Genomic DNA, 25,527 nt, shown 5'->3' on the forward strand with positions numbered 1-25,527 from the left:
ATCAGTTACAGCATTTCCATTCAAACTGCATAGCGATTTAAGCGGAAAAACGCCCAATTTAAACGATTAGATTGACTCCTTCGTCTCATCCCGGAAACTCCTTCATCGTTCTTTTGAGAATGATCGTTGCAATCCAGACTTTCTCATGACAGAGCTGAAACTACTTGCGATTTGTGACAAAAATCTCACCGAAGAAGCCTCTTGCATGTCATATGATCCGTCCTTTTCCCCCGTCCATCAGGTCGATGGCAATCTCGGTCTTGGCCTGTTTCTGACCGCCGACCATGCCCGACGTGACTTGCCGGTTGAATATGGCAGTCTGGGTCTGGCTCAGAGCGAGTTTGAACGGCATATCGCGTATGATATCGGTGTCGGGGAACTGACACGTCAGCTCGCTGCAAAGCTTGACGCACCAGCCGTCATGGGCGGCTTCTCGCGCCTGCTGATCGATCCCAATCGTGGTGAAGATGATCCGACGCTGATTATGCAATTGTCGGACGGTGCGGTCATCTCCGGCAATTATCCGATGACACCGGTTGAGCGCGAAAAACGCCTCGATCAGTTCTACCGTCCTTATCATGATACAATCGCATCCGTGAGCACCCAGGTCGCATCTGTGAGTGGCAAAGCGCCTTTTGTTGTTTCTATCCACTCCTTCACGCCAAACTGGCGTGGCCGGGATAGGCCATGGCACATCGGTCTTCTATGGGATTCCGATCCGCGCGCAATTACCCCGTTCCTTTCAATGCTGCGCGACGAACCCGAACTCATCGTGGGCGACAACGAGCCATATAATGGCGCGTTGAAAAACGATGCCATGTATCGTCATGCAACCAGCCGGGGCTACGCGCATGTGCTCATTGAAGTACGACAGGATCTGATCGCAGAAAAAGCTGGTGCTACCGAGTGGGCCGAGCGACTTGCGCCGATGCTCCACACCATCAACGCGCTGCCGGAAATCCATGAAATTCGCCATTTTGGTTCGCGAACAGGACCCGTTGATTAATCGCCTTTACCCGCTATCCACAGCCAAATGACGATAAATGGCCCCAAAGCCTCTTAATTTTGCCCGCGACTCGCAGGAAAAACGTTTCAGACTTTCGACAACCGCGCTGTTCCTCTACAGCATGTCGCAGAAAAGTTGGAACCGGCTTTCCGGTGACGATACGCGCGTCGAAACAAACCGCTATTGCTTGCATTCATAATCGACTTTGAATTGGAGAAACCCGTGAGCGACGACATTACCAGCGAAGCCCAGACAATTGCTGTTGGCCAGTTGCGTGCTTTCATCGAGCGCATCGAGCGTCTTGAAGAAGAAAAAAAGACTATCGGCGATGATATCAAGGAAGTTTACGCGGAATTGAAGGGTTCGGGGTTTGACAGCAAGGTCGTAAGGACCATTATTCGTCTGCGTAAAAAAGAAGACCATGAGCGTCAGGAAGAAGAAGCCATGCTCCAGCTCTATATGGACGCACTTGGCATGGGCTGATTCCGGGCTTGAGCCAGGCTCGACACCCGTTTCTTCTTCCTGAATTCGTAACCCTGCGGGTCCGCAAGGGGTCGTATGCACAGGAAGAGGATAGGGTCCATGGAGTTTAGAAAGCTCGGACGTACTGAACTCGAAGTTTCGCCGCTTTGTTTTGGCGGCAACGTATTTGGATGGACGGTCGACGAAGCGACTTCATTTTCACTTCTCGACCGTTTTGTCGATGCAGGGCTTAATTTCATCGACACGGCGGATGTCTATTCCGCATGGGCGACAGGAAATACTGGCGGTGAATCCGAAACCATTATCGGCAACTGGCTGAAATCCCGCGGCCTGCGCCATAAAGTGGTCATCGCCACCAAGGTCGGCTCCGAAATGGGGCCAGACGAAAAAGGTCTTTCTCCCAGCTATATTCGCAAAGCCGTCGATGCCTCCCTCAAGCGGCTGCAAACCGACTATATTGACCTTTACCAGTCTCACTGGGATGACCCGGAAACACCGTTCGAGGATGTACTGGGAACCTATAAAGAGCTCATGGCCGCTGGCAAAGTTCGCGCTATCGGCGCATCAAACCTCACACCACAACGTCTTATCGAAGCGCTTGATACATCCAGCCAGCACAACCTGCCGCGCTATGAAACGCTGCAGCCGCTTTACAATCTCTATGATCGTTCGGGTTTTGAAAGCGGACTTGAAGCGATCTGCCGTGACAATGAGCTGGGTGTGATTCCCTATTACTCGCTCGCAGCCGGCTTCCTGACAGGTAAATACCGTTCAAAAGATGATCTTGGGCAAAGTGCGCGCGGTTCGTCCGTCGAAAAATATCTGACTGATCGTGGGTCGCGCATCATTGCGGCGCTCGATCAGGTTGCCCGCGCAAATGATGCCACGCCCGCGCAGATTGCAATTGCCTGGCTGATCGCTCATCCGGCAATCACAGCACCCATTGCCAGTGCAACGCGTTCTGCTCAACTGGGTGAATTGATCGATGCAACGCAGATCAAACTGGATGCCGAAGCCATCGCTCTGCTCAATAAGGCGAGCGCCTGAAACCCAGAGAGCACATCCCGCAAAGTGGGTCCCGGTTTTCGGAACAAGATGTGCGTAAAAACAAACAGATCGAGCATTTCCAGCGATTCGTCTCAAACTGGAAATGCACGATCTTCGAGGGATAATAAATTATCCCTCGATCTCTTCCCTCAGCATCTCCAATTCCAGCCATTCTTCTTCCATGGAAGAATGCTCTGTGCGCTTCTTTTCAAGAATAGCGGCCGTCTTGGCAAACAGCGCTGGATCTTTGGCATAAAGCTGCGGATCAGCCAGCTTCCCTTCCAGAACGGTGATTTCCTTTGTCAGCGCATCCATTTTGCCCGGCAGGGTTTCGAGTGCAAATTTCTGCTTGTAGGACAGCTTGCGCTTTTCTTCGCGCTTGGGTTGCACCGCCTCGTCACCTTTGTCGTCTGCCTTGTCACCAGCGCGCGTGGCAGCAGTCTTCACATTGCGGCGCGCCAATGCCTGCTCTTTGCGCTGCGCCATCATATCGGCATAGCCGCCAGCATATTCGAGCCAGTTGCCGTCACCTTCAGGCGCAATCACAGAGGTCACGGTGCGATCAAGAAAATCACGATCATGGCTGACCAGAATGACAGTACCGGGGAAGCCCGAAACCAGTTCCTGCAAAAGATCGAGTGTTTCCATGTCGAGATCGTTGGTCGGTTCGTCAAGGATCAGCAGATTGGCTGGTCTCGCCAGAACGCGCGCCAGCATAAGACGCGCTCTTTCACCGCCTGACAGCTCGCGGATCGGCGTGCGTATCTGCTCTGGCTGGAAAAGAAAGTCTTTCATATAGGAAACGACATGGCGCTGCTCACCATTGACGATGAGGCTTTCGCCACGTCCATCGGTCAGATAATGCGTCAGAGTATCGTCCAGATTGAGGCTCTCGCGCTTCTGATCCAGCTCTGCCATTTCAAGATTGACGCCGAGGCGCAAAGTGCCTGAATCGGGCTGAAGCTTACCCGTAAGCAACGACAGCAGCGTCGTCTTGCCGGCACCATTCGGCCCCACAAGGCCGATCCGATCGCCGCGCTGAATGCGGGTCGAGAAATCCTTGACGAGAATGCGCTCGTCATAAGCCTTGTTAAGCTTCTTAGCTTCGATGACGAGCTTGCCAGATTCCTTGGAATCGCTTGCTGTCAGCACTGCATTGCCTTGTGCTTTGCGATGATTGCGGAAGTCGGCACGCATCGAATGCAACTCGCCAAGACGCCGTACATTGCGCTTGCGGCGGGCAGTCACGCCATAACGCAGCCAATGCTCTTCACGCGCGATCTGGCGACCAAGCTTGTGCAGGTCACGTTCTTCTTCTTCCAGAACCTTGTCGCGCCATTCCTCAAAATGCGCAAAACCCTGGTCGATGCGGCGGGTGATGCCGCGATCAAGCCACACCGTCGAACGGCTGACATTTTCAAGAAAGCGACGGTCATGCGAAATCAATACGATGGCCGAACGTATCTGGCGCAGCTCATCTTCCAGCCATTCAATGGTATTGAGATCAAGATGGTTTGTCGGCTCATCAAGCAACAGGACATCTGGCTGCGGCGCAATCACACGTGCAAGCGCTGCACGGCGCGCTTCACCACCGGACAGATGCTCGGGCTTTTCTTCGCCCGTCAGCCCGAGATGCTCAAGCAGATAAGTTACACGATGCGGGTCGTCTGCCGGCCCCAGACCAGCCTCAACATAGGCGCGCACATTGGCAAAACCATCGAGATCCGGCACCTGCGGCAGATAGCGAACAGTCGCACCCGGATGCTTGAATACTTCACCTGAGGTCGGCTCGACCATATTTGCCGCGATTTTCAGCAAAGTCGACTTGCCTGAGCCGTTTCGGCCGACCAGCGCAATGCGGTCGCCTTCACTCACAGAAAGGCCAGCGTCCTCCAGAAGCGGTGTCCCGCCAAAGGTGAGCTTTATCTGGTCGAGGCGAAGAAGCGGAGGAGCCATGGTTCTCTTTGAAAAAAAGCGGTTGAAAATTCCGCCCTGCTTGTCGGGGACAAAAGCCGTTCTGTCAAATGGAACCGTCAAAAAACAAACAGGCCGGATTTCCCCGGCCTGTTTTTAAACTTCGATACCACTAAACGGTCTGAACCGTATTAGTTACAAGGCGCTTCGTAAACGCGACCGTAATTATCGCGGTAACGACAATACTGAACATTGTTACGGGTTGTCGCAGCACCGAGAAGCGTACCGCCAACAGCACCAATGGCAGCGCCGGTCAAAGCACCGCGACCGTTACCACCGATAGCGCCACCTGCGAGCGCACCAAGAGCTGCACCACCGACACCATAACCGGCAGTACGTTGTTCACCCGTCGTGCATGCTGCTGTTGAGAACGCAAGCGCACCGACGATTGCAATCATGGAAAGACGTGACTTCATGAAACAATCTCCTACTAGAGTTACACCAACACCGACTTTGCGTCCCCAACTTCGGCGTAAAGCAGATCATACCCGCTTGACCCATTTACAATACGTTTCACCTGTCAGCGTCAAGCGGTTTCAATTTTTAAGGTTAGCAGCAGCCCTGAAGATGAGCCTCCTCACTCAAGTTCGCTACAAGTATCGCAAGACCTGAACGCGCGGAAACGCAAAGAGTTCCACGAACAATATTGGATACGGTCCACGATGAACCGAACGGCAAAGTCACATTGTCTAACGGCCACTCTGCATTTGTGATTGAAAGCCCTTCAACTGTGCAGAAATTTACAACACTGAATGAGGTGCCGTCCGGAAAATCATAAACATAGTCTCCCGCAACCAATGGCCATGCTTCCTCGATACCGCTCGACAGAAGAATGTCTCGGCCTTTTGCCACCTGCGCTGTCGCCATCGTCAGATGCAGCAAGGTGTGATCGGTACGCGAGCCACCAAAAGCACCGCAGAGAATGGCTTTTTTCGCGCCACGCTCAAAAGCTTCCTCAAGTGCCAGCTCACCATCTGTCATATCCTTGGCAGCGGGAAATGTTCTTTGTGGCACATGCGCATATTTCGCTTTCAGCGCGTCAGTGGTCGAATCAAAATCCCCCAGCCAGAGCTCAGGCTCAACGCCAAGGGCTTCGGCATGGCGAATACCACCGTCCGCGGCAAGAACCCGCGCACCGGCTATTTGCCGTTTCAGACGTTCAGTGACAACGAGATCGCCGCCGAGAAGAATGACAAATGTGCTCATAAGTCGCTCATAACACGTGGCATTTGTCCTCGAAAGCCTGCATGTTGATGCAGAAGCATCCCTTGCCCTTCTGTTTGCAACGCATTATTGTCGATCTCGCTCTAACGGGGTGCCATTCAACCATTGAATGGCTGAGAAGCCGTACTCCGGCTAACCCGCTGAACCTGATCCGGCTTATACCGGCGGAGGGATTAGATGCTGCCCGATTTATCGATAACGGCGCTCAATCCTTTAAATAAAGAAAGGACCTGCCGTTATGCGGCTTTTATCTCTGCTGACTTTATCGCTCTCTGCGGCTTTCGCATTTGCGCCCGCTGCCCAGGCAAAAGACAAACTCACCATTTACACCTATGACAGTTTCGTTTCCGAATGGGGTCCCGGTCCCAAGGTGAAGGAAAACTTCGAGAAGGAATGCGATTGCGAACTGGAATGGATCGCATCGGCTGATGGCGTCGCCCTTCTCAATCGCCTGAAGCTTGAAGGCGGCAATACAAAAGCCGACATCGTGCTCGGTCTCGACACAAACCTGACCACAGAAGCGCGCGCCACTGGTTATTTCGCACCAAGCGGCATCGATCTGTCCAATGTTAAAGTACCGGGTGACTTCAAGGACGATATTTTTGTGCCTTATGACTACGGCTACTTTGCCATTGTCTACGATTCCGAAAAGCTGCCCAATCCGCCACAAAGCCTGAAAGAACTGGTCGAAGGTGATCCATCCCAGAAAATCGTTATTCAGGACCCTCGGACATCCACACCTGGCCTTGGCATTCTGCTGTGGATCAAATCGGTCTATGGCGATCAGGCGGATGAGGCTTGGGAAAAGCTGCAAAAGCGCATCCTGACGGTGACGCCGGGCTGGTCGGAAGCCTATGGTCTCTTCACCAAAGGCGAAGCACCAATGGTGCTCTCCTATACGACATCGCCTGCCTATCACATGGTCGCGGAAAACACCGAGCGTTACAAGGCGCTGGCCTATCCGGAAGGCAACTACCTGCAGATCGAGCTGGCGGCACAGACAACCACTGGTGCCAAAAACCCGTTGGCACAGAAGTTTCTGGCTTTCATGACTGGCCCCGGCTTTCAGGACGTAATTCCGGAGACCAATTGGATGTTCCCGGCCGGCAAGACTTCCACTCCCCTGCCAGAAGCCTTCGACAAACTGGCAAAGCCCGAAAAGACACTTCTGATCCCTGCCGATGAAGTTGCGAAGAACCGCAAGGCATGGGTCGATGAATGGCTTAAAGCATCCAGTAAATGATAAAGCCGCTGACCGTCAGCCGTCCAAGACAAATGCCTGCCCAAAATACCCCTGCGATGAGATCTCTCGCGGGTATATTGGCGCTGGCATTTCTGGCGGTTCTGGTCAGCGGCTCTTTGCTGGCGCTGGCGATGGAAGCCCGTGGCTTCAACACTGACGTCTATTTCGACAGCTATTTGCTCCGTGTTGCCCGTTTCACCGTCCTTCAAGCAGCAGCATCGAGCCTTTTATCAGTCCTGTTCGCGGTTCCGGTGGCTCGTGCACTTTACTCGGAAACGAGTTTTCCGGGACGCAGTCTCATTCTGCGTCTCTTTGCTCTGCCATTGGCTCTGCCAGCACTCGTAACTGTGCTCGGCATTACCAGTATTTATGGTCGAAACGGTTTTATTGCGCAGCTTTCGCAATCGGCAGGCTACCCGGTTTCACCGGATATTTACGGTATCACCGGCATTCTTATTGCTCACGTGTTTTTCAATATGCCACTGGCGGTCAGGCTCATTCTGGCCGCTTATGAATCGATCCCCGCCGATTACTGGAAGCTTTCCGCCCAGCTTGGCATGCGCAGCGTACCCCGCTTTCGCCTCATCGAGTGGCCTGTCATTCGTCGTAACCTGCCGGGCATGATCGGTCTCATTTTCATGCTCTGCGTCACAAGCTTTACCACCGTGCTGACACTTGGTGGTGGGCCGCGCGCAACCACGCTTGAAGTCGCAATCTACCAAAGCCTGCATTTCGATTTTGATCCGGCCCGCGCCGTAGCCCTCACCTCAGCACAGCTCGCACTCACACTGATGATCTTGCTGGCGCTGCGCCTGACAGGACGTCCGTCAGAAGAAGGCTTCACACTTGCAAGTGCAGCTCGACGCTATGGCAAACCATCCACTCAAGAACGCGTTTTCAATATTACAGTGATTGCCATCGGTTTTCTTTATGTGGCACTCCCGGTTTCAGGCGTCGTCATTTCAGGTCTCGCTGCCGATCTGATGCGATTGTTAAGCGAGCGAACCGTATGGCGCGCAATCGGCACAAGCTTAGCACTTGGCTTTTCTGCTGCTCTGCTTTCCGTCATTCTCTCGCTGTCACTTGTTATCGCGCGCGAGGCGACACGAAGCATAAGGCTCGCCAACCTATTCGATACGGGTGCCAGTCTTATCCTGGTGATGCCACCCATCGTTCTTGGTGCTGGATGGTTTATTCTGCTGCGCCATTTCACCGACCCATTCGTGATGGCTCCATTCATGGTGATAACAGTCAATGCTGCAATGGCCATACCGTTTGCAGTCAGGTTACTGCGGCCAGCGTGGGATACTTCAGCGGCACGCCATAACAGGCTCTGTGCCCAGCTTGGCATAACTGGCTTTGACCGGCTGAGACTTATCGACTGGCCGTCAATCCGCCGGCCTTTCGGAATGGCCTTTGCGTTTGCAATGGCGCTATCTCTTGGCGATCTTGGCACAATCGCTCTCTTCGGCAGCGACGCATTGCTCACTCTGCCTTATCTTCTGTTTCAACGCATGGGCAGCTATCGCACATTCGATGCGGCAGGCCTTGCGCTTATCCTCGGTCTGTTGTGTCTTGGTCTGATGATGATTGCAGACCGCGCTGCGGCCCGAAAGGAAACTTCCCGTCTATGAATGCCCAGCCGCCTAAGGCCAACATGGCAGATATCCGCTTTGAGGATGTGCATTTCAGCTATGGTGAAACCACCATGCACTTCGATGTTACGGTGCCCGGCGGAATTATCGCAGCGATTGTCGGCCCAAGCGGTTCAGGCAAATCCACGTTTCTCAATCTCATTGCCGGGTTCGAGATGCCACAGGCTGGGAGAATTTTAATCGGGACGACCGATGTCACCAGCCTGCCTCCGGCATCCCGGCCTGTCTCGATGGTATTTCAGGAAAATAACCTTTTCGCCCATTTAACAGTTGAGCAGAATGTCGGGCTTGGCCGCTCACCCAATCTGAAACTCGATCCAACGGACCGCAAAGTCATTGCCGATGCTCTTGGCCGCGTCGGCCTTCAAGGCAAGGAACAGCGGAAACCCGAGGCGCTTTCCGGCGGTGAACGTCAGCGTGTGGCGATCGCACGTTCGCTTGTGCGCGAGCGGCCCGTCCTTTTGCTTGACGAGGCTTTTGCCTCATTGGGGCCGGCGCTACGCCATCAGATGCTCGATCTGGTCCGCGAGTTGCAGCAGGAAAACGCCATGACCGTACTGATGGTCACTCATACCCCCGAAGATGCTCTCTATCTCGACGCATTGTTGCTATTTCTCGACAGTGGTCGGATTTCTGCTCAGGGGCCTGCACATGAGTTGCTGTCACCATCTGGACCAGAAGCATTGAAATACTATATCGGTGAACAAGCGCCAAAACTCAGATAGAGCCCTTCTGGTGATTCAACTTCTGTCTGAAATGCTCTGGACGCGCTCCTAATGTTACGGTGGCGGACATATTTTGTTCGCAATCGGCTTGAAGAACGGCTTAGAACGCTGATCTCCTGCTTGTAGGCTATTCAGTCTGTAGCTAGATTTGCGCCACGATATCGACGCTGATTCAATTGCGAGGGTAAAATACTGATCCGTCAACAGACCCGTCTCCGGGTGTCCCTGTGTCTTCCAGTCTCTCTGCCAGAACGGATGCAGCGCAATTGGCGGAAACCAGCCATCGGTCTTGGCTTGCTTGCTGTCGCCTTGATTTCAGGCTGTCAGTCGATCAATTCGAGTAAGGATCTTGGCCTTCAGCCATCCTCGAATCCGGTAACGGTGGAAAACGTCACACGTAACGACCGTCTGGCGCAGATCGGCGCGCAGCAACATCCGCGTATCCTTGCCACCTATGGCGGCGAGTACAAGGATCAGAAACTCGAGCGTATGGTTGCCAAGATCGTGGGTAATCTTACGACTGTTTCCGACAAGCCCGATCAGACCTATCGCATCACTATTCTCGATAGTCCCAATATCAATGCTTTCGCATTGCCCGGCGGTTTTCTCTATGTAACGCGCGGTTTGCTGGCGCTTGCCAACGATTCCTCGGAAGTTGCAGCCGTCATTGCCCACGAAATGGGCCACGTCGTCGCCAATCACGGTATTCTGCGCCAGGAGAAGGAAGCCGAGACAGCGATTGCCGGACGTGTAGCCACGGAAGTTCTGCATAACGAGAGCGCAAGCCGTGAAGCAACCATTCGCGGCAAGCTGCGTCTTGCACAGTTCTCTCGCAATCAGGAACTGCAGGCTGACGCTATTGGCATCAAGATGATTGGTGAAGCGGGTTACGACCCGTTCGCCTCTGCGCGTTTCCTGCAATCGATGGAAGCCTATACAGATTTCCGGTCGGTCTCCGGCGCAACAGATGCAAGCCTCGACTTCCTCGCAAGCCACCCTGCCACCCCACAGCGCATTCAGCTTGCGCTCGGACATGCACGCCGCATTGGCGCACCAGGTGTCGGCACCACAGACCGAGATTCCTTCCTCAACGGCATTGATGGCCTGCTTTATGGCGATTCACCCAATGAAGGCTATGTCCGCGAGCAGACCTTCATTCATCCGAAACTCGGCGTAACCTTTACCGCCCCGGAAGGCTTCACGATCGATAATTCGGCCAATGCCGTTATGGCAAGCGGTCCGGGTGAAGTCGCGATCCGCTTTGACGGTGCTTCACTGCCTTCTGGCTCAAGCCTCACCGATTATATCAAGTCGGGCTGGGTAACAGGTCTTGATGAAAGCTCAATCCGTCCGATCACCATCAATGGCCTCCCCGCTGCCACAGCGCGGGCAAGTGCGGACCGCTGGCAGTTCGACATTGTAGTTATCGGCGCAAACAACAAGGTTTATCGCTTCCTCACCGCAGCGCCTAAGAACAGCAATACCTTGCTGCCCGCGTCGCAGACCGTCACCCAGTCGTTCCGTCTGCTATCTCCTGCTGAACGAGACGCAATCAAGCCATTGCGCATTCGGGTCGTTACTGTGAAGCCGGGCGACACAATGGCAAGCCTTTCCGCCCGCATGCAAGGTACGACGCGCAAGCTTGAATTGTTCCGCCTGCTCAATGCGATGTCTGCCGGCGCGACAGTGTCGGTCGGTGATCGGGTAAAATTGATTAGCGAATAAGGATTGCCCCGGAAGTGCAAATGGAAATCCGTATCAATTCACTGCTTGCCGGAAAGATCGCTCCATTGGGAGAACGACAGGCACCGAGCGGCATTGATAAGAAGCCGGTTTCCGGTCCTGTAAGACTTCTTCGTGACGGTCTCGAATGCGATGAGCAAGGCGACAGGAAAGTACACGGCGGCCCTGAAAAGGCCGTCCATCATTATCCGCACGACCATTATGCGGATTGGCGTCAGGACGTAGGCGACAATCCACGCCTTGCTGCAACTGGCGCCTTTGGTGAGAATATTTCAACCACCGGGCTGACCGAGCACAATGTCGCAGTCGGCGACCGCTTCCGTATTGGCACAGCGCTGGTGGAGGTGTCGCAGGGTCGACAGCCCTGCTGGAAGCTGAATGCACGTTTCGATGTGTCGGATATGGCTATGCGTGTGCAAAAGACCGGACGCACCGGCTGGTATTATCGTGTTCTGGAAGAAGGTGTCGTCGCTGAAAACGAGACGATGCAGCTCATCGAACGGCTTTCGCCTGAATGGACGCTGCATCGGGTATGGCATCTGCTCTACGTCGATATGCTCAACTATGATCAGCTTGCTGAGATGGCTCAGATTCCACACCTTGCAGACGGCTGGAAGCGTTACGCCGTCCGCCGTCTCGAAAATCGCAAAGTTGAAGACTGGTCGCCGCGGCTTGAAGGCAGCAAAGACTAGTCTTAAGCCTGATAGGCGGCCATTTCATGCTGGTCCAGCAGGGCAAGCTTGAGCTTTTCCATAGCCCGGCTCTCAATTTGCCTGACCCGCTCTTTTGAAATACCGAGCTTTTCGCCCAGCGCTTCAAGCGTCACCCCATCATCGTCAAGTCGGCGCTCACGAATGATGTGCAATTCACGCTCGTTCAGCGCATGAAGAGCGGTATGAAGCCAGCTCACCCGCCGTTCCATATCGATGGTGCTTTCCACCACCTCATCCTGCAATGGATGATCATCAACGAGAAAATCCATACGGCTCGAAGCACCGGATTCATCGCCGTTGACCGAAGCCGAAAGCGAGCTGTCAGAGCCTGAAAGCCTGCTGTCCATAAACTCGACATCACTTGCAGAAACACCAAGCTGAGTGGATATCTGGCTATAGATTTCTGCTTTGCTCATCGTCTCATCTTCCTGCGCGAGCTTTGAGCGCAAGCGACGAAGATTAAAGAACAGCGACTTTTGAGCGGAGCTTGTACCGCCTCGGACAATAGACCAGTTGCGCAGGATGTAATCCTGCATCGAAGCGCGGATCCACCATGAAGCATAGGTTGAAAAGCGCACATCCCGTTCAGGGTCAAAACGTGCGGCCGCTTCAAGCAGCCCCACATAGCCTTCCTGAATAAGATCACTCATCGGCAGCTTGAACTTGCGGAAACGTCCGGCCATTGAAATCACCAGTCGCATATGTGACGCGGTGATACGATGAAGGGCTTCCTGATCCTTGTTTTCTTTCCAGCGAATGGCGAGTGCACGTTCTTCTTCGCGCTCAAGATAAGGCGCGGCCATCGCATTACGGATCATCGCCTGAGGAGAAGAGGAAGCAGCTGGCGGCATGTTGCGCGCCACCATTGGCAAACGAATTGCTGGAACTGGGGAGGAACTGCTCGTGGATGACGTCTTCATCTGGTTCTCCTGTTCTGACTGCGAGGCTTTCAAAAAATTGGAAGCGCAAGACAAAAGATATTCCAGCTCTGCGAAGAACAATTGAATGAACGTCTCGTATTCGTTCAAAATGCCTTTTACAGACCTGCTCTGAGGCCAGACTGATACGCCGCAAAACAAACCCGTTTACGAACTGGTGCTGCTTAACAACGCGGCAAGAACCTTACGGTTCCATTTGTGCACTATAAATCTTTGAGATTGCAGGAAAATAGAGAATCTAAGCCAAAACTGCGCAGCTGTTTTGCGTGGGATAATGCATCCAGACAAAAAAATAGAGCAGTTCTGACGATTTTGCTTAAGCCAGAACTGTTCGCGAGAAGACACGGCCTGAAAATTTGACGTTTTAGAAAAGCACAACTTTGTGATTGCTAAACCAGATAAATAAAAAGCCCGGCTGAGCCGGGCTTTTTAGAGAACAATGCGAGCGTTTATTACGCGGCTTCGACTTCATCGCCGTCAACATCGCTTTCAGCTTCAGCTTCGGCTTCAGCCTTGGTGCGCTTCGGGCTCTTAGCGAGATTTGCCTCGATAAGACGAACAGCTTCTGTATCGGAAAGCTTGTTCACTGCTGCAATTTCACGCGCCATACGATCAAGCGCTGCTTCATAAAGCTGGCGCTCGGAATACGACTGCTCAGGCTGGTTTTCAGCACGATGCAGATCGCGAACAACTTCAGAGATCATGATCAAGTCGCCGGAATTGATCTTTGCATCATATTCCTGCGCGCGGCGCGACCACATGGTGCGCTTCACGCGTGCGCGGCCCTGTACGACCTTCAATGCACGTTCGACATAATCGGTTTCCGACAGCTTGCGCATACCGATGGTAACAGCCTTGGCGACTGGTACCTTCAGGCGCATCTTGTCTTTTTCAAAGTCGATAACAAAAAGCTCAAGCTTATGGCCGGCTACTTCCTGGTCTTCGATCGCTACGATCTGGCCAACGCCGTGAGCTGGATATACAATCGATTCACCGATCTTGAAACCCTGACGAGCCGGAGTCTTCTTCTGCTGGGATGACATACGCTTCAATACTCCCTGTTGTGCCCGGCGCAACTCACCGGTTTACACATGATTTCGACCGCACCTCTTGGGAGAGATACGGAAGTCGTTGCGGTTTTGAACTGAAAGCGCTTCTCAGGCACAAATTTATATACCGGGAAGGTTGGGTGGGGACCGAGTGCTGAAATCGCAATAATCCGTCCCGGTGCCAATACAGCCCAGTAAAAAAATATAGCCCTTTCAGAGATTAACGCGTTTGCGCCACGAGTTGACGTCCAGCCACCGAAATTATCTGTGCAACTTAACACAATTTTGCGCAAGAATCAACAAATTGCCAAACACGCTGGTTCTGGCAACTTTCAACGCCCATAAAATAGGCTGTAATCACTTAATCATGCAGACAGAATCGCCTGCATGACGGGTGTTAATCACCCGACCCCGGTTCTGCCGAGAAGAACTGCTCAAGCTTACCCGTTACGCCATCCATTTCCTTGGCTTCCGGAAGCTCGTCCTTCTTGGCGGTCAGGTTTGGCCACTTCGCCGCATATTCTGCGTTCAGCACAAGCCACTTGTCGAGACCCGGCTCGGTATCCGGGCTGATGGCTTCCGCCGGGCATTCAGGCTCACAGACGCCGCAATCAATGCACTCATCCGGATTGATGACGAGCATGTTCTCGCCTTCATAGAAACAGTCGACCGGACAAACCTCGACGCAGTCCGTATATTTGCAACGAATGCAATTATCGGTCACGACATAAGTCATTGTCCAACTCCTGTTGCCTCCCTTCATGATGAAGAGATGGCTTATCTATCCTGAACTGGCTGTTTGAACATCCAGACCGAACATCTGAATGGCTTCGCCCCGATCCCGACATATGTGTCACAACATATGGTGTCACGGCTTGTGGCTTGCGAGTCCAGCTCATGCCCTTGCAATAGCCAACGGTGAGGTAACGACTTTATCCGCCTATGACAAGGGCCCAAACGCCGCAATATCAATATGTCACGAACATCTGAAACGACGTTCCATTTATGCCACCAATCACGAAAAGAGCTTTTAATTTAAAGCTCTGAAACGCAATTTCTGTCGCGCTTCTGAACCGAACTGCGGCATCGCGTCCGCATCAGCTACCGCGTAACCGGTCTGTTTCGCGACGTTCTTTCTTGGTTGGACGGCCCGCACCGCTTTCACGCCGAGGCTGCAACGCTTCGGTGGTTTTGGTTTCCGGGGTAGGTTGTGGCGTCAAATCTTCATAGAGAAGCTGGGCTTCGGGCGCGGGACCGCGCCGCTCTCCGCCGTCCAACACCTTGTAGATCACAATGTGTCGATCAAGCGTGATGGTCAGGACGTCGCCAATTTTCACCGGATGCGAAGCCTGCTCGATCTTGTCGCGATTAACACGAACTTTGCCGCCGACGGCGAGTTTCGCCGCCAGCGATCTTGATTTGACCACGCGTGCAAAGAACAGCCACTTGTCGATACGCTGTCTTGCAGTTGCTTCGGTCGGCATCTTACTTCTTCATCTGCTCCTTAAGAGCGAGAAGCTTGGCAAAAGGCGAATCGGGATCGACGCGTACAGGACGTTCCTGTTCGAACCGCTTGTTGCCCTGCTGGCTTGCATTGTCGCGCTTGGGCTGCCGATTACGGTCACCATCACGCGGCTTACCCTTAAAGCCTTCACGCTTGTTCTGACCTTGGTTCTGGCCCGGGGTTTGACCCTGATTCTGGCCAGCACCGTCATGATTGCGACGATTCTTATCAAACCGCTTGCCGCCGCCACGATTGTCACGCGTGTTCTGTGCTTCTCCGCCTTCTGAACCGCCTTCGGACTTGTGAGCCTCATTACCCTGACCACCCTGCTGAGGGCGATTGTGGCGCTGACGGTTCTGATCCTGATTGCGACTACGGCCTTCAAAACGGCCCTGACGCCAAAGAAGAACAGGTTTCGGCTCTTCAGCCGGAGCCTCACTTAGTTCTGCAACAGAATTAGCTTCAGCAGCAGGTTTGGCTTCTTCAACAGTCTCGGCAACAACGGCCTCAACTGGTGCAGGCACAGGTTCGGCTGCCGGAACAGCAGGCTTTTCGCCTTCGTTTGCGACTGCAACAGGTGCGGCTGCCTTGAATACCGTATCCTTGACAACAACTTCCGCTGCAAATGCATCAAGTTCGGCAAGCTTTGCTGCTACATTTGCCGCGTCGACGGCTTCATGGCGATAACCGAGGCTCTTGAGGATTTCTTCCATATCCTCGCCAGTCGCGCCCAGAATGGACATCATGGCAGGAGTTACGATGAAACGGCCCCCATCATAGGCACCTTCCGGACGAACGCCCGAACCCGGACGCCAGGCAAGTGCCGGGCGAATAAGGTCAGCAAGGCGTTCCAGAATATCGATACGCACAGCACGACGGCCGAGCACGCGATAACCGCCCAGACGATAGAACATCGGATCAAAAGTCGGATCGACGACCACCGAAGTACGACCAGCGGCCAGCACATTGACCACATCGCCATAACCAGCGCGTTCACGGCCATCATTCTTCAATGCCCACAGCAGCGTGATGAGACCCGCCGGAGCAGGTTTCAGCAGCATTGGCATGAAAACGTGATAGGCACCGAAACGCACGCCGAGACGACGGAGTGCTGCACGCGAATCCTGATCAAGACCACGTACTTCTTCGGCCACTTCGCGGCGCTGAAGAATACCGAGACCTTCGACGATCTGGAAAGCCAGACCGCGTGTCATACCGGTCAGGGCATCGGCAGCACTGAGATCGGTCAACGGTTTCAATATGGTTTCAATATGGTGCGCGACAAAACGTTCGATGCGGGCAGCAACCTTGTCGCGTGCTGGTCCGGTCAATTGTTCGTCAGCCAAAATGATCGCGCGCGGCTTCAACACATCGTCGCCAGCGACGAGCGTTGCAACGGTCGCACCGACCCAGCGCATTACACCGTCCGACCCAAGAGCAAAGTCGCCATTGGGTGCCGCAGCAAACCGCTCCGCACGACGTTCGAACTCGGCGGCAAGCGCCTTTTGTGCAGCCGTCTTCACAGCCTTCGCGTCCGGCCCTTCAGCCTGAACGTCGGCAGTGAACCGGAATCCTTCTAGTTGCCCAACATTGTGGCCCTCGACAATTACGTCACCGGCCGGGCTGATTTCTGCTTCTAGCATGGCATTCTCTCTCAGGCGCCTCATAAGCACGCTTGTCCTGCGGTCTACAAAGCGTTTCGTCAACCTTTCATGCAGCGCATCGGACAGTCTGTCCTCAATTTCGCGCGTCTTTTCCTGCCAGTGTGTCGGATCGGCAAGCCATCCCGGCCTGTGCGACACAAAAGTCCAGGTACGGATTTGCGCTACGCGATGCGACAGAGTGTCGATTTCCCCCTCTGTACTGTCTGCGCGGCGCACTTGTTCGCTCATATAATCTTCATCAACGCTCCCTCGGCGGACCAGATCCTGATAAATGGTTCCAATGATATCGGCATGTTGAGCCGGCGCAATCTTACGATAATCGGGGAGCGCACAGGTATCCCACAAAAGTTCGATCCGCGCAGGCGTCGTTGCAAGCCGCACAATGTCTTCGTCTTTCGACAAATATTCAAGCGCCTGTTGATCAACAGCAGGCAGTGCTTTGGTAAGCCCTTCAATAGGCGTTGGTGTTTCCAGAGAATAACGTAAGGCACCGAGCGACGAGAAGTCGAAACGGCCCGTTCGCCACTGCAGTACTTTGACCGGGTCAAACGCATGCGCTTCAACCCGTTCCACAAGCTCATCGTCCATTGGCTGTACCTGGCCCGTCACGCCAAAAGTACCGTCACGCAAGTGACGCCCAGCACGACCTGCGACCTGACCAACCTCGGCTGGCGTCAGATCGCGGAACTGATAGCCATCAAACTTTCGGTTCTGTGCAAAAGCCACATGATCGACATCAAGATTGAGCCCCATGCCAATGGCATCGGTTGCGACCAGAAAATCGACATCGCCCGACTGATAAAGTTCAACCTGAGCGTTGCGGGTGCGTGGGCTGAGTGCCCCCATCACCACGGCAGCACCGCCACGCTGGCGTCGGATCAGTTCTGCAATCGCATAAACTTCGTCGGCGGAGAAAGCCACGATAGCCGAGCGATTCGGCAGACGAATGATTTTCTTGGCGCCCGCGTAGGAAAGATGAGACAGACGCGGTCGTGTCACCACGGTGATGCCGCGCAAAAGCTTTTCAAGAATACCGCGCATGGTGCCTGCACCAAGCAGTAAGGTTTCCTGTCGCCCACGCAGATGCAGAATACGGTCAGTAAAGATGTGACCACGTTCCAGATCGCCCGCGAGCTGCACTTCATCGATAGCCACAAACGGCATATCTGTCCGGCGTGGCATGGCTTCAACGGTGCAAACTGAATAACGCGAGCCGGGAGGTGTGATTTTTTCCTCGCCGGTTATCAGCGAGACATTGGCAGCTCCGACCTTCTCGACAACACGATTGTAAACCTCGCGCGCAAGCAAGCGCAGCGGAAGGCCTATCATGCCACTGCCATGCGACAACATCCGCTCAATAGCGAGATGTGTCTTGCCGGTATTTGTTGGCCCCAGCACCGCAGTAACACCGCGGCCGCTCAGGCTTAGCGGCAGATCATGGGCAGGGAGATGGTTCATGCCAATAATAATATTCCCGGAACAAATGCCATGCGATAGCACTATATGACTTGAGCTGAAAGCGCTCCTGTTAAGTTTCGTTCAGTGTTTAAGGGCCTTTATCACTCAGCAAAGCCTTCGCTGTTTTAGCCGGAACTATTCTCAAACGCACCCTGAAAAGAACAAAACGGCTTTCAAATGACAATCCACTTCAAAACACGGGATAGGGCGTCGGTTGTATGCCCTTTCGCATCTTAACAAATGCCCGTTTTTAACAAATGGAACGACTCCAGAACGAATCGGCGACGAATCGCTGCTTCTGCACTCTTCGCCTTTTGTTCACGGCAACATATGGTGGCACTGAAACTAAACCACACCATATGATGAATCCACTTCGTTACGATCAAGGCTCAATCGAGAACAAAACGACAAGCGCGTTAACCTTTGCTTCGTTAGCCTTCATGCAAGGGAATTCAGCAACCCATCCATTCATGAATGATCAATCTTTCCTGACAGTGAGTTAAAGTCCTCATCCTGTAAGAACCCATTTTCATTAACCTTCAGGCCAAAGCCGGAACGAATCGGCGACGAATCGCTGATCTGCAAGTTTTCTTCTTTTGTTCTCACCAGATATAGTGGCATCCGGACATGAGCCCCCATAGAGCGGCCTTGCTTTGCCGCTCTATTTTCATTGTAAACAGTATCAGCGTTAACTTTTACCGGCTTATGGTCGCTCGACACACAGAGCAACGCCCATGCCGCCGCCGATGCATAGCGTTGCCAGACCACGCTTCACATCGCGCCGCTTCATCTCGTAAAGAAGCGTTGTCAGCACCCGTGCACCCGACGCACCAATTGGATGACCAATTGCGATCGCACCGCCATTGACGTTGACAAGCGCGGGATCAAGACCAAGTTCGCGCACGACAGCGCAGGATTGTGCAGCAAACGCTTCGTTCGCTTCGACCAGCTCCAGATCGGCAACTGTCCAGCCTGCCTTTTCAAGCGCCTTTCTGGTCGCCGGAATCGGTCCGGTGCCCATTATCGATGGGTCGACACCTGCCGTCGCCCAGGAAACAATGCGCGCTAGTGGTTCGACGCCGCGTTTTGCAGCTTCATCTGCATCCATCAGAACCACAGCCGCGGCACCGTCATTAATGCCTGATGCATTACCCGCTGTGACCGTGCCTTCCTTGTCGAAAGCAGGCTTCAGCTTGGCAAGTGCTTCAATGGTCGTGCCAGCACGGATGTATTCGTCGGCGGAAACGATCGTCTCGCCCTTGCGGCTCTTCACAGCAAAAGGAACGATTTCATCATCGAAGCGGCCGGCCTTTTGAGCGGCTTCAGCGTTTTGTTGTGAGGCCAGCGCGAAAGCGTCCTGCTCTTCCCGGCTCAACTGCCACTGTTTGGCAATATTCTCCGCTGTAATCCCCATGGGATAGCCATTGAAGGCATCGACCAGACCGTCTTTCATCATGGTATCGACCATTTTGAAGTCGCCCATCTTCACCCCTCCGCGCAGATGCGCACAATGTGGTGCCATCGACATGGATTCCTGCCCACCAGCCACAATGATTTTTGCGTCGCCTGACAGAATTTGCTGCATGCCGAGCGCAACAGCGCGCAGGCCTGAACCGCAAAGCTGATTGATCGAAAAAGCTGTCGTTTCTTTCGGGCAACCCGCAGCCATAGCCGCCTGACGCGCAGGATTCTGCCCTTCGCCCGCCGTCAGAACCTGCCCGAGAATGACCTCATCCACATCGGCGGCCTCAACGCCAGCACGGTCAAGAGCTGCCCTGATAGCGGTAGCGCCAAGCTCGTGCGCTGGCACATTAGCAAAAGCACCGTTGAAAGCCCCCACAGCGGTACGAGCAGCGCTGGCAATAACGATAGCTTTGGGATTATGCGCGACAGTCATTCTTTCCTCCTTGAAAAATTACCAACAGAGAAAAACCAAAACCCACTTTTTTGCAAGGTCATACGCAAGGCAACAGGAATGCACCTTCGCTCAAAATGATAATCAGTTTCTTCGATAGGCATGCACTTTTGACAATGCGCATTGCTCAACAACCGTTAGATTAGCGGTCTGCAAACAAAGGAGACAACTATGCCCCAACTGACGCTAGAAAAAGCCAATGCGATCATTGCCGGTGCTTTTACCAAGGCAACAGAACTGCAACTGAAACCTATCGTTGTTTCGGTGTTTGACGCCGGTGGCCATCTCAAGGCCTTTCAGCGACAGGACGGAACTTCGATTCTCCGCTTTGAAATCGCTTCTGGCAAGGCATTCGGCGCTCTGGCAGTCGGAACAGGCTCGCGTTGGCTTCACAATCAGGCCAAGGATCGGCCACATTTTCTGGAAGGGCTCTCGGGCGTTTCGGGTGGAAAGATCGTTCCTGTTCCAGGCGGGGTCCTGATCAAAGATGCTTCAAACGAAATTATCGGCGCTGTCGGCATTTCAGGTGATACGTCAGACAATGATGAACTCGCAGCAATTGCTGGCATCGAAACTGCCGGGTTTAATGCTGACGCAGGTTAATCCCTGACAAATCTGAACACCGGGCATCCCTTTGGATACACGGTGTTCAAGAGCTTCTATTCATTCATGAAAATCCTGCAGTCTCTACTTCAGGTTTTCATTTGCGAAATGCTCAACGGCACCAGGAAGCGCGTGTTCTGTACTGCCGATCACACAGGGCGTATCCGATATTTTATAAATATAGTCTTCATTGTAAATAGTATTGCTGATTACATTAAAAAACGAAATACCAGAATTCACAGACAATCCGCCGTTGCAAATAATAATTTTAACAACATCATCCATTTTCAAAATCCATATAACTGAAACATTCACTTAACAGGACTTAATTTTCTCAAAATTTGGGGCGGAATTGTGTTTTTTTATCCTTTGATAAAAATTGCTGTGAAAATAAAATGAAGACTTGTTATTGCGTTAGCACAAAAGAAAACGCCGCTTCCGGAAACCGGAAACGGCGTTATGAAATCGATCTTTCAGCTGCTATGCAGCTTCAGACTTATTCCTTAGCTTCAAGGACCTGACGGCCGCGATACATACCGCTCTTAAGATCGATATGATGCGGACGACGAAGTTCGCCTGAGTTCTTGTCCTCGACGTAAGTCGGGGCCTTGAGAGCGTCTGCCGAACGGCGCATGCCGCGCTTCGACGGAGACGTTTTGCGTTTTGGTACTGCCATGGATCCAGCTCCACTGATCGATAAACAAACGTCCGGCACGGCCCCGAGGAGCCTGTCACATCGGACAAAATTCCGGAAAGTCAGGTGCCTATACACGCTCTTGCGGCGTTTGACCAGCGGAGTCTTATCTTTTTTCCGGCCCCGGTGTTTATCGCACGCAAGTTACATAAGGACCAGCTCGTGAAGCGCGTCCGGCAACAATGCGCGAGATGCGCTGCATGTTGCGCGTGGGTTTAGCTGGATTGCGCAGAGCAGGATTGGGAAGGGTTACGGCAAGGAGTGCTGCCTGCTGAGACGTAAGGCGAGACGCGGGGCGATTGAAATAATGTTGGGCCGCGGCTTCGATTCCATAAATGCCCGGCCCCCATTCGGCGATGTTGAGATAAATTTCCATGATACGCCGTTTGGAAAGCACCGCATCGGCAGCAATCGCCAGTGGAAATTCGAGCCCTTTGCGCACATAGGACCGACCGTTCCAGAGAAACAGGTTTTTCACTGTCTGCATGGTGATCGTAGAAGCACCGCGACTCGGACCACCCTCGCCCGAATTATCAAGCACCAGACTGAGCTGATGCCAGTCCACGCCGCCATGGCTGCAGAACTGTCCATCCTCTGCCATCATGACGGAATTCACCAGAACCGGCGCGACATCTTCTATGCTGACCCATTGCCGGTCGACATCCCGTAAGAGGACATAATCCTTGACCATCAAAGTCGAGATTGGACGCACAAAAGGGACCGAATAAAGCAGGATCAGAAAAAGCGGCAAAACCGCAAGTGCCAACAGTATCTTGAGCATAAGAGCAATCCTGCCACCCCAGACGGGATCGGCCAAGTAATTACGCCCATCTTTGCTCTTGATAATGAGTTTTGCCAATTCCACCGCCCGTTAGTGGTGCCCATCTTATCTGAAAATCACTTCACAGTTTTCAGAATGCGCTCCAGTTCCTTCCAAGCGACATAAACTATTCCTTAACAATAATGAACCCGATTCCATAACCTGATGGCGGTATTCAAACACCAAATTCAACCAATCATTGCTGCCAGCCTACGGTTTGATGACCACTTGATGAAAAAGCCTGTGCTGATCGTTGTGCCCGGTTGACCAATTCAGCGCTTTCGTCCATCCCCTTCAGCATGGAAAACGTGTCTGTCGATTTTGCTCAATCCCTGAACCTGCGCGCTCTCGAAGTCGAGACGATGTTGATCGGGCTTTTGGATCTTCGTTTGCGCACTGGAGAAGTCGCCCGCCCGGAGCGCCTGCTTGCCGCCATGCGCCATGGTGTGCTGAACGGCGGTAAAAGGCTGCGTCCTTTCCTCGTCGTTGAAAGTGCGGCTCTGTTCGGCAAGCATGGTGACGCGATCCTGCGTGTCGCATCAGCACTTGAATGCATTCACTGCTATTCGCTCGTGCATGATGATTTGCCTGCAATGGACAATGACGATATGCGACGCGGTCAGCCAACCGTGCATAAAGCATTTGATGAAGCCGCAGCTATTCTGGCAGGCGACAGCCTTCTGACCTATGCGTTTGACATCGTGGCTTCAGACGAAACTGATCTGCCTGCCGATATTCGCATCCAGCTTGTATCGGCACTGGCGCGCGCGTCAGGCATTGGCGGGATGGCTGGCGGTCAGGCACTTGATCTGATGGCAGAAGACAACAAGCCGGATGAAGCAGGCATTATAACCCTGCAGGCGATGAAAACCGGAGCGTTGATCCGCTTTGCCTGTGAAGCAGGCGCAATCATTGCTGGTGCATCACGCGAGGATCGTGAGCGCATGGCCGAATTCGGATCCGCCATAGGCCTTGCTTTCCAGCTCGCCGACGATCTTCTCGACGTGACCGCAGATGCAGCCGCCATGGGCAAGGCAACCGGCAAAGATGCTGCAGCCGGCAAAGCCACACTGGTGGCACTTCATGGCATTGACTGGACCCGCAAGCAGCTATCCGGCCTCGTTGCCCAGGCCGAAAGCCTGCTCGAGCCTTTTGGCGAGGATGCGACTATTCTCAAGCAGGCCGCCCGTTTCATCGCGGAACGGCAGAGCTAGAGCGCATCCCGAAAACTGTGAACCGGTTTTCGGACAAGATGCGCGTCAAACAGAGTTTTATAAGTCCTCTTCACGCACCTTGATGATGGCGACATCATCGACCGAGAGCGAGCGACCATCAAGCGCGCGTACTTCCAGCTTTGCAACACCTTTACCATTTGCCGTATCGATCAGCTTGGAATGCGGCTCGTCAGGCGCGAAAAGATAATTCTCGCCCCATTGGCGTAAGGCGACGACAACCGGCAAAAGATCACGCCCCTTGGCTGTAAGCCTGTATTCCTGATGCGCACCACCTTTGGGGTCTGGCACTGATTCCATGATCCCCTCACCGGTCAGTTTACGTAGTCGCTCTGCGAGAATGTTGCGCGCAATCCCCAGGTTCTTCTGGAAGGCGCTGAAGCGTGTCACGCCGTCAAATGCTTCACGTACGATCAGCAGTGACCACCAATCCCCGATCACATCGAGTGCTCGTGCACTTGGACAATAATCACCCTTCAGGCTTTTCTTACGAACCATGCTGACTCCACACAAATCAATTCGGTTGCAATATAAAACCAAAATAGCTAAAAGCAAAATGGTTTCATTTTAAAACCATATCAGGAGCCAATTATGCCGCCCTCCCCTGACACAGCAGTACCCTCTGCTATGAATGATCTTGCACGCCCAACGCTTTCAAAAGCGACACTGTTGCTGTTTGCCATCGCTAGCGGTCTCGCAGTGGCCAATGTCTATTTTGCGCATCCGCTTCTCGATGTAATGGCCGACGATATGGGTCTAAAGCGTTCGACTGCAGGCCTGATCGTTGCCGCCAGCCAGATTGGCTATGCAATCGGCCTCATTTTTCTGGTGCCTCTTGGTGACCTTTTAGACCGGCGCAAGCTGATCCTCACTCATTTCGTGCTATCAGCTCTATCGCTGCTCGCCATTGGCTTTGCAGGAAGTGCGGGCATGCTTCTCCTGGCAATGGCTGCGACCGGCCTACTGGCGGTCGTTACACAGGCACTTGTCGCCTATGCGGCAAGTCTTGCAGATCCAGAGCGGCGTGGCCACGTGGTGGGGATTGTCACAAGCGGCATCGTGCTTGGCATATTACTGGCACGCGCCGTAGCTGGAGCACTTACCGATGTTGGCGGCTGGCGTAGTGTCTATATCAGCTCTGCGGCACTGACTTTGCTGATCTCGCTTCTTCTATGGCGCAACCTGCCGCAACAGCGTCGCCAAACGGCGAGTGTCTCCTACCCTACGCTTATCCTGTCATTGATAACGCTCTTTCGAGCAGAGCCGGTACTGCGCATTCGTGCAATCATTGCGATGCTGATTTTTGCAGATATCACCACATTGCTTACACCACTCGTGATGCCGCTGAGCGCGCCGCCTTTTGAATTGAGCCATGCACAAATCGGTCTGTTTGGCCTTGCAGGGGCCGCAGGCGCGCTTGCTGCTTCGCGTGCAGGAAGTGCTGCCGATCGTGGGCACGGTCAACGCATGACTGGCATTGCACTCACACTCATGCTGGTTTCATGGGTGCCGATTGCTCTGCTTGAGCATTCACTACTCTGGCTGATTATCGGCGTGTTGGTGATCGATTTCGGACTTCAGGCGGTGCATGTCACCAATCAGGCGATGATCTATCGTGTGCGTCCAGACGCACAAAATCGACTGACTGCTGCCTATATGGTTTTCTATTCCATCGGCAGTGCCAGCGGTTCGGCGATTTCCACTTGGGTCTATGCTTATGCTGGCTGGAACGGCGTCTGTATGCTTGGTGCAGGCATAAGCATATTCACACTGATATTCTGGACAGCGACCCGTAAATCAATGCCCGAAGCAGCTACGCGCGCCCTCTTAAACTGAA

25 protein-coding genes and 1 riboswitch are annotated in these 25,527 nt (G+C 53.4%); of the genes, 11 read left to right on the forward strand and 14 right to left on the reverse strand.

Annotated features, from left to right (window positions below; genetic code table 11):
• The first annotated feature begins 205 nt into the window (after nucleotides 1–205).
• The 3 genes from CEV32_RS16550 (at nucleotide 206) to CEV32_RS16560 (ending at nucleotide 2,536) form a co-directional block, all read left to right on the forward strand.
• Nucleotides 206–1,006: an N-formylglutamate amidohydrolase gene (locus CEV32_RS16550; RefSeq protein ID WP_094578319.1), complete on the forward strand. Its 801-nt coding sequence runs from the start codon at nucleotides 206–208 to the stop codon at nucleotides 1,004–1,006.
• A 222-nt stretch (nucleotides 1,007–1,228) separates the two neighbouring features.
• Nucleotides 1,229–1,489, forward strand: coding sequence for a DUF2312 domain-containing protein (locus CEV32_RS16555; protein ID WP_007876730.1), 261 nt, complete (start codon nucleotides 1,229–1,231; stop codon nucleotides 1,487–1,489).
• 99 nt (nucleotides 1,490–1,588) lie between these two features.
• Complete coding sequence (locus CEV32_RS16560) at nucleotides 1,589–2,536, forward strand: aldo/keto reductase (protein WP_094578219.1); 948 nt, start codon at nucleotides 1,589–1,591, stop codon at nucleotides 2,534–2,536.
• Between the two features lie 129 nt (nucleotides 2,537–2,665).
• On the opposite strand, the gene CEV32_RS16565 is transcribed toward CEV32_RS16560, so the two are convergent.
• The 3 genes from CEV32_RS16565 to CEV32_RS16575 all read right to left on the reverse strand — a co-directional run bounded on the left by CEV32_RS16565 (nucleotide 2,666) and on the right by CEV32_RS16575 (nucleotide 5,716).
• Complete coding sequence (locus CEV32_RS16565; protein WP_094578320.1) at nucleotides 2,666–4,492, reverse strand: ABC-F family ATP-binding cassette domain-containing protein; 1,827 nt, start codon at nucleotides 4,490–4,492, stop codon at nucleotides 2,666–2,668.
• Nucleotides 4,493–4,641: 149 nt separating this feature from the next.
• On the reverse strand, nucleotides 4,642–4,926 hold the full coding sequence (locus tag CEV32_RS16570; RefSeq protein ID WP_094578220.1) for a glycine zipper domain-containing protein: 285 nt from the start codon (nucleotides 4,924–4,926) through the stop codon (nucleotides 4,642–4,644).
• A gap of 133 nt (nucleotides 4,927–5,059) precedes the next feature.
• Nucleotides 5,060–5,716, reverse strand: a complete 657-nt coding sequence (locus tag CEV32_RS16575; protein ID WP_094578221.1) for a thiamine diphosphokinase — start codon at nucleotides 5,714–5,716, stop codon at nucleotides 5,060–5,062.
• A 95-nt stretch (nucleotides 5,717–5,811) separates the two neighbouring features.
• Nucleotides 5,812–5,924: riboswitch (TPP riboswitch) on the forward strand.
• Nucleotides 5,925–5,972: 48 nt separating this feature from the next.
• On the opposite strand from CEV32_RS16575, the gene thiB reads away from it, so the two are divergent.
• The 5 genes from thiB (at nucleotide 5,973) to CEV32_RS16600 (ending at nucleotide 11,792) form a co-directional block, all read left to right on the forward strand.
• The gene (thiB, locus tag CEV32_RS16580) at nucleotides 5,973–6,977 is read left to right on the forward strand and encodes a thiamine ABC transporter substrate binding subunit (protein ID WP_094578222.1); all 1,005 of its coding nucleotides are present in this window, start codon (nucleotides 5,973–5,975) and stop codon (nucleotides 6,975–6,977) included.
• Between the two features lie 32 nt (nucleotides 6,978–7,009).
• Nucleotides 7,010–8,611, forward strand: a complete 1,602-nt coding sequence (thiP, locus tag CEV32_RS16585; protein ID WP_094578321.1) for a thiamine/thiamine pyrophosphate ABC transporter permease ThiP — start codon at nucleotides 7,010–7,012, stop codon at nucleotides 8,609–8,611.
• The gene (gene thiQ / locus CEV32_RS16590; RefSeq protein ID WP_094578223.1) at nucleotides 8,608–9,357 is read left to right on the forward strand and encodes a thiamine ABC transporter ATP-binding protein; all 750 of its coding nucleotides are present in this window, start codon (nucleotides 8,608–8,610) and stop codon (nucleotides 9,355–9,357) included. Before thiP ends, thiQ begins: the two co-directional genes overlap by 4 nt.
• A gap of 255 nt (nucleotides 9,358–9,612) precedes the next feature.
• The gene (gene cdlP, locus CEV32_RS16595) at nucleotides 9,613–11,082 is read left to right on the forward strand and encodes a cell division protease CdlP (RefSeq protein WP_094578224.1); all 1,470 of its coding nucleotides are present in this window, start codon (nucleotides 9,613–9,615) and stop codon (nucleotides 11,080–11,082) included.
• A 20-nt stretch (nucleotides 11,083–11,102) separates the two neighbouring features.
• On the forward strand, nucleotides 11,103–11,792 hold the full coding sequence (locus tag CEV32_RS16600) for an MOSC domain-containing protein (protein ID WP_094578225.1): 690 nt from the start codon (nucleotides 11,103–11,105) through the stop codon (nucleotides 11,790–11,792).
• 2 nt (nucleotides 11,793–11,794) lie between these two features.
• On the opposite strand, the gene CEV32_RS16605 is transcribed toward CEV32_RS16600, so the two are convergent.
• The 7 genes from CEV32_RS16605 to CEV32_RS16630 all read right to left on the reverse strand — a co-directional run bounded on the left by CEV32_RS16605 (nucleotide 11,795) and on the right by CEV32_RS16630 (nucleotide 20,323).
• Nucleotides 11,795–12,733, reverse strand: coding sequence for an RNA polymerase factor sigma-32 (locus CEV32_RS16605; RefSeq protein WP_094578226.1), 939 nt, complete (start codon nucleotides 12,731–12,733; stop codon nucleotides 11,795–11,797).
• Between the two features lie 470 nt (nucleotides 12,734–13,203).
• Nucleotides 13,204–13,794, reverse strand: a complete 591-nt coding sequence (locus CEV32_RS16610) for a CarD family transcriptional regulator (RefSeq protein ID WP_094578227.1) — start codon at nucleotides 13,792–13,794, stop codon at nucleotides 13,204–13,206.
• A 403-nt stretch (nucleotides 13,795–14,197) separates the two neighbouring features.
• Nucleotides 14,198–14,536: a ferredoxin FdxA gene (gene fdxA, locus CEV32_RS16615; protein WP_094578228.1), complete on the reverse strand. Its 339-nt coding sequence runs from the start codon at nucleotides 14,534–14,536 to the stop codon at nucleotides 14,198–14,200.
• Between the two features lie 361 nt (nucleotides 14,537–14,897).
• The gene (locus tag CEV32_RS16620) at nucleotides 14,898–15,284 is read right to left on the reverse strand and encodes an RNA-binding S4 domain-containing protein (RefSeq protein WP_094578229.1); all 387 of its coding nucleotides are present in this window, start codon (nucleotides 15,282–15,284) and stop codon (nucleotides 14,898–14,900) included.
• 1 nt (nucleotide 15,285) lies between these two features.
• Nucleotides 15,286–18,426 carry a helicase-related protein gene (locus CEV32_RS16625; protein ID WP_094578230.1) on the reverse strand — a complete coding sequence of 1,047 codons (3,141 nt, stop codon included), beginning with the start codon at nucleotides 18,424–18,426 and terminating at the stop codon, nucleotides 15,286–15,288.
• Between the two features lie 468 nt (nucleotides 18,427–18,894).
• A complete protein-coding gene (locus CEV32_RS23510) occupies nucleotides 18,895–19,146 on the reverse strand; it encodes a hypothetical protein (protein WP_167382821.1) in 252 nt (83 codons plus the stop codon).
• A complete protein-coding gene (locus CEV32_RS16630; protein ID WP_094578231.1) occupies nucleotides 19,130–20,323 on the reverse strand; it encodes an acetyl-CoA C-acetyltransferase in 1,194 nt (397 codons plus the stop codon). The genes CEV32_RS23510 and CEV32_RS16630 overlap by 17 nt, the downstream gene beginning before the upstream one ends.
• A gap of 189 nt (nucleotides 20,324–20,512) precedes the next feature.
• Here CEV32_RS16630 and CEV32_RS16635 point away from each other — a divergent pair, with 189 nt between their 5' ends.
• Nucleotides 20,513–20,944, forward strand: coding sequence for a GlcG/HbpS family heme-binding protein (locus CEV32_RS16635; RefSeq protein WP_094578232.1), 432 nt, complete (start codon nucleotides 20,513–20,515; stop codon nucleotides 20,942–20,944).
• Nucleotides 20,945–21,028: 84 nt separating this feature from the next.
• On the opposite strand, the gene CEV32_RS16640 is transcribed toward CEV32_RS16635, so the two are convergent.
• From CEV32_RS16640 to mtgA, 3 genes are all read right to left on the reverse strand, one after another.
• Nucleotides 21,029–21,229: a hypothetical protein gene (locus CEV32_RS16640; protein WP_143128852.1), complete on the reverse strand. Its 201-nt coding sequence runs from the start codon at nucleotides 21,227–21,229 to the stop codon at nucleotides 21,029–21,031.
• Nucleotides 21,230–21,440: 211 nt separating this feature from the next.
• Nucleotides 21,441–21,620 carry a 50S ribosomal protein L32 gene (rpmF, locus tag CEV32_RS16645; RefSeq protein WP_006467787.1) on the reverse strand — a complete coding sequence of 60 codons (180 nt, stop codon included), beginning with the start codon at nucleotides 21,618–21,620 and terminating at the stop codon, nucleotides 21,441–21,443.
• A 148-nt stretch (nucleotides 21,621–21,768) separates the two neighbouring features.
• Nucleotides 21,769–22,497, reverse strand: coding sequence for a monofunctional biosynthetic peptidoglycan transglycosylase (gene mtgA / locus CEV32_RS16650; protein ID WP_208620865.1), 729 nt, complete (start codon nucleotides 22,495–22,497; stop codon nucleotides 21,769–21,771).
• A 260-nt stretch (nucleotides 22,498–22,757) separates the two neighbouring features.
• Here mtgA and CEV32_RS16655 point away from each other — a divergent pair, with 260 nt between their 5' ends.
• Nucleotides 22,758–23,672: a polyprenyl synthetase family protein gene (locus CEV32_RS16655; RefSeq protein WP_094578322.1), complete on the forward strand. Its 915-nt coding sequence runs from the start codon at nucleotides 22,758–22,760 to the stop codon at nucleotides 23,670–23,672.
• Nucleotides 23,673–23,729: 57 nt separating this feature from the next.
• Here CEV32_RS16655 and CEV32_RS16660 read toward each other — a convergent pair whose 3' ends face one another.
• A complete protein-coding gene (locus CEV32_RS16660) occupies nucleotides 23,730–24,188 on the reverse strand; it encodes a winged helix-turn-helix transcriptional regulator (protein WP_094578235.1) in 459 nt (152 codons plus the stop codon).
• Nucleotides 24,189–24,281: 93 nt separating this feature from the next.
• On the opposite strand from CEV32_RS16660, the gene CEV32_RS16665 reads away from it, so the two are divergent.
• On the forward strand, nucleotides 24,282–25,526 hold the full coding sequence (locus CEV32_RS16665; protein ID WP_094578236.1) for an MFS transporter: 1,245 nt from the start codon (nucleotides 24,282–24,284) through the stop codon (nucleotides 25,524–25,526).
• Nucleotide 25,527: the final 1 nt, after the last annotated feature.

Origin of the sequence: Brucella rhizosphaerae, assembly GCF_002252475.1 — a bacterium.
Taxonomy (GTDB): domain Bacteria; phylum Pseudomonadota; class Alphaproteobacteria; order Rhizobiales; family Rhizobiaceae; genus Brucella; species Brucella rhizosphaerae.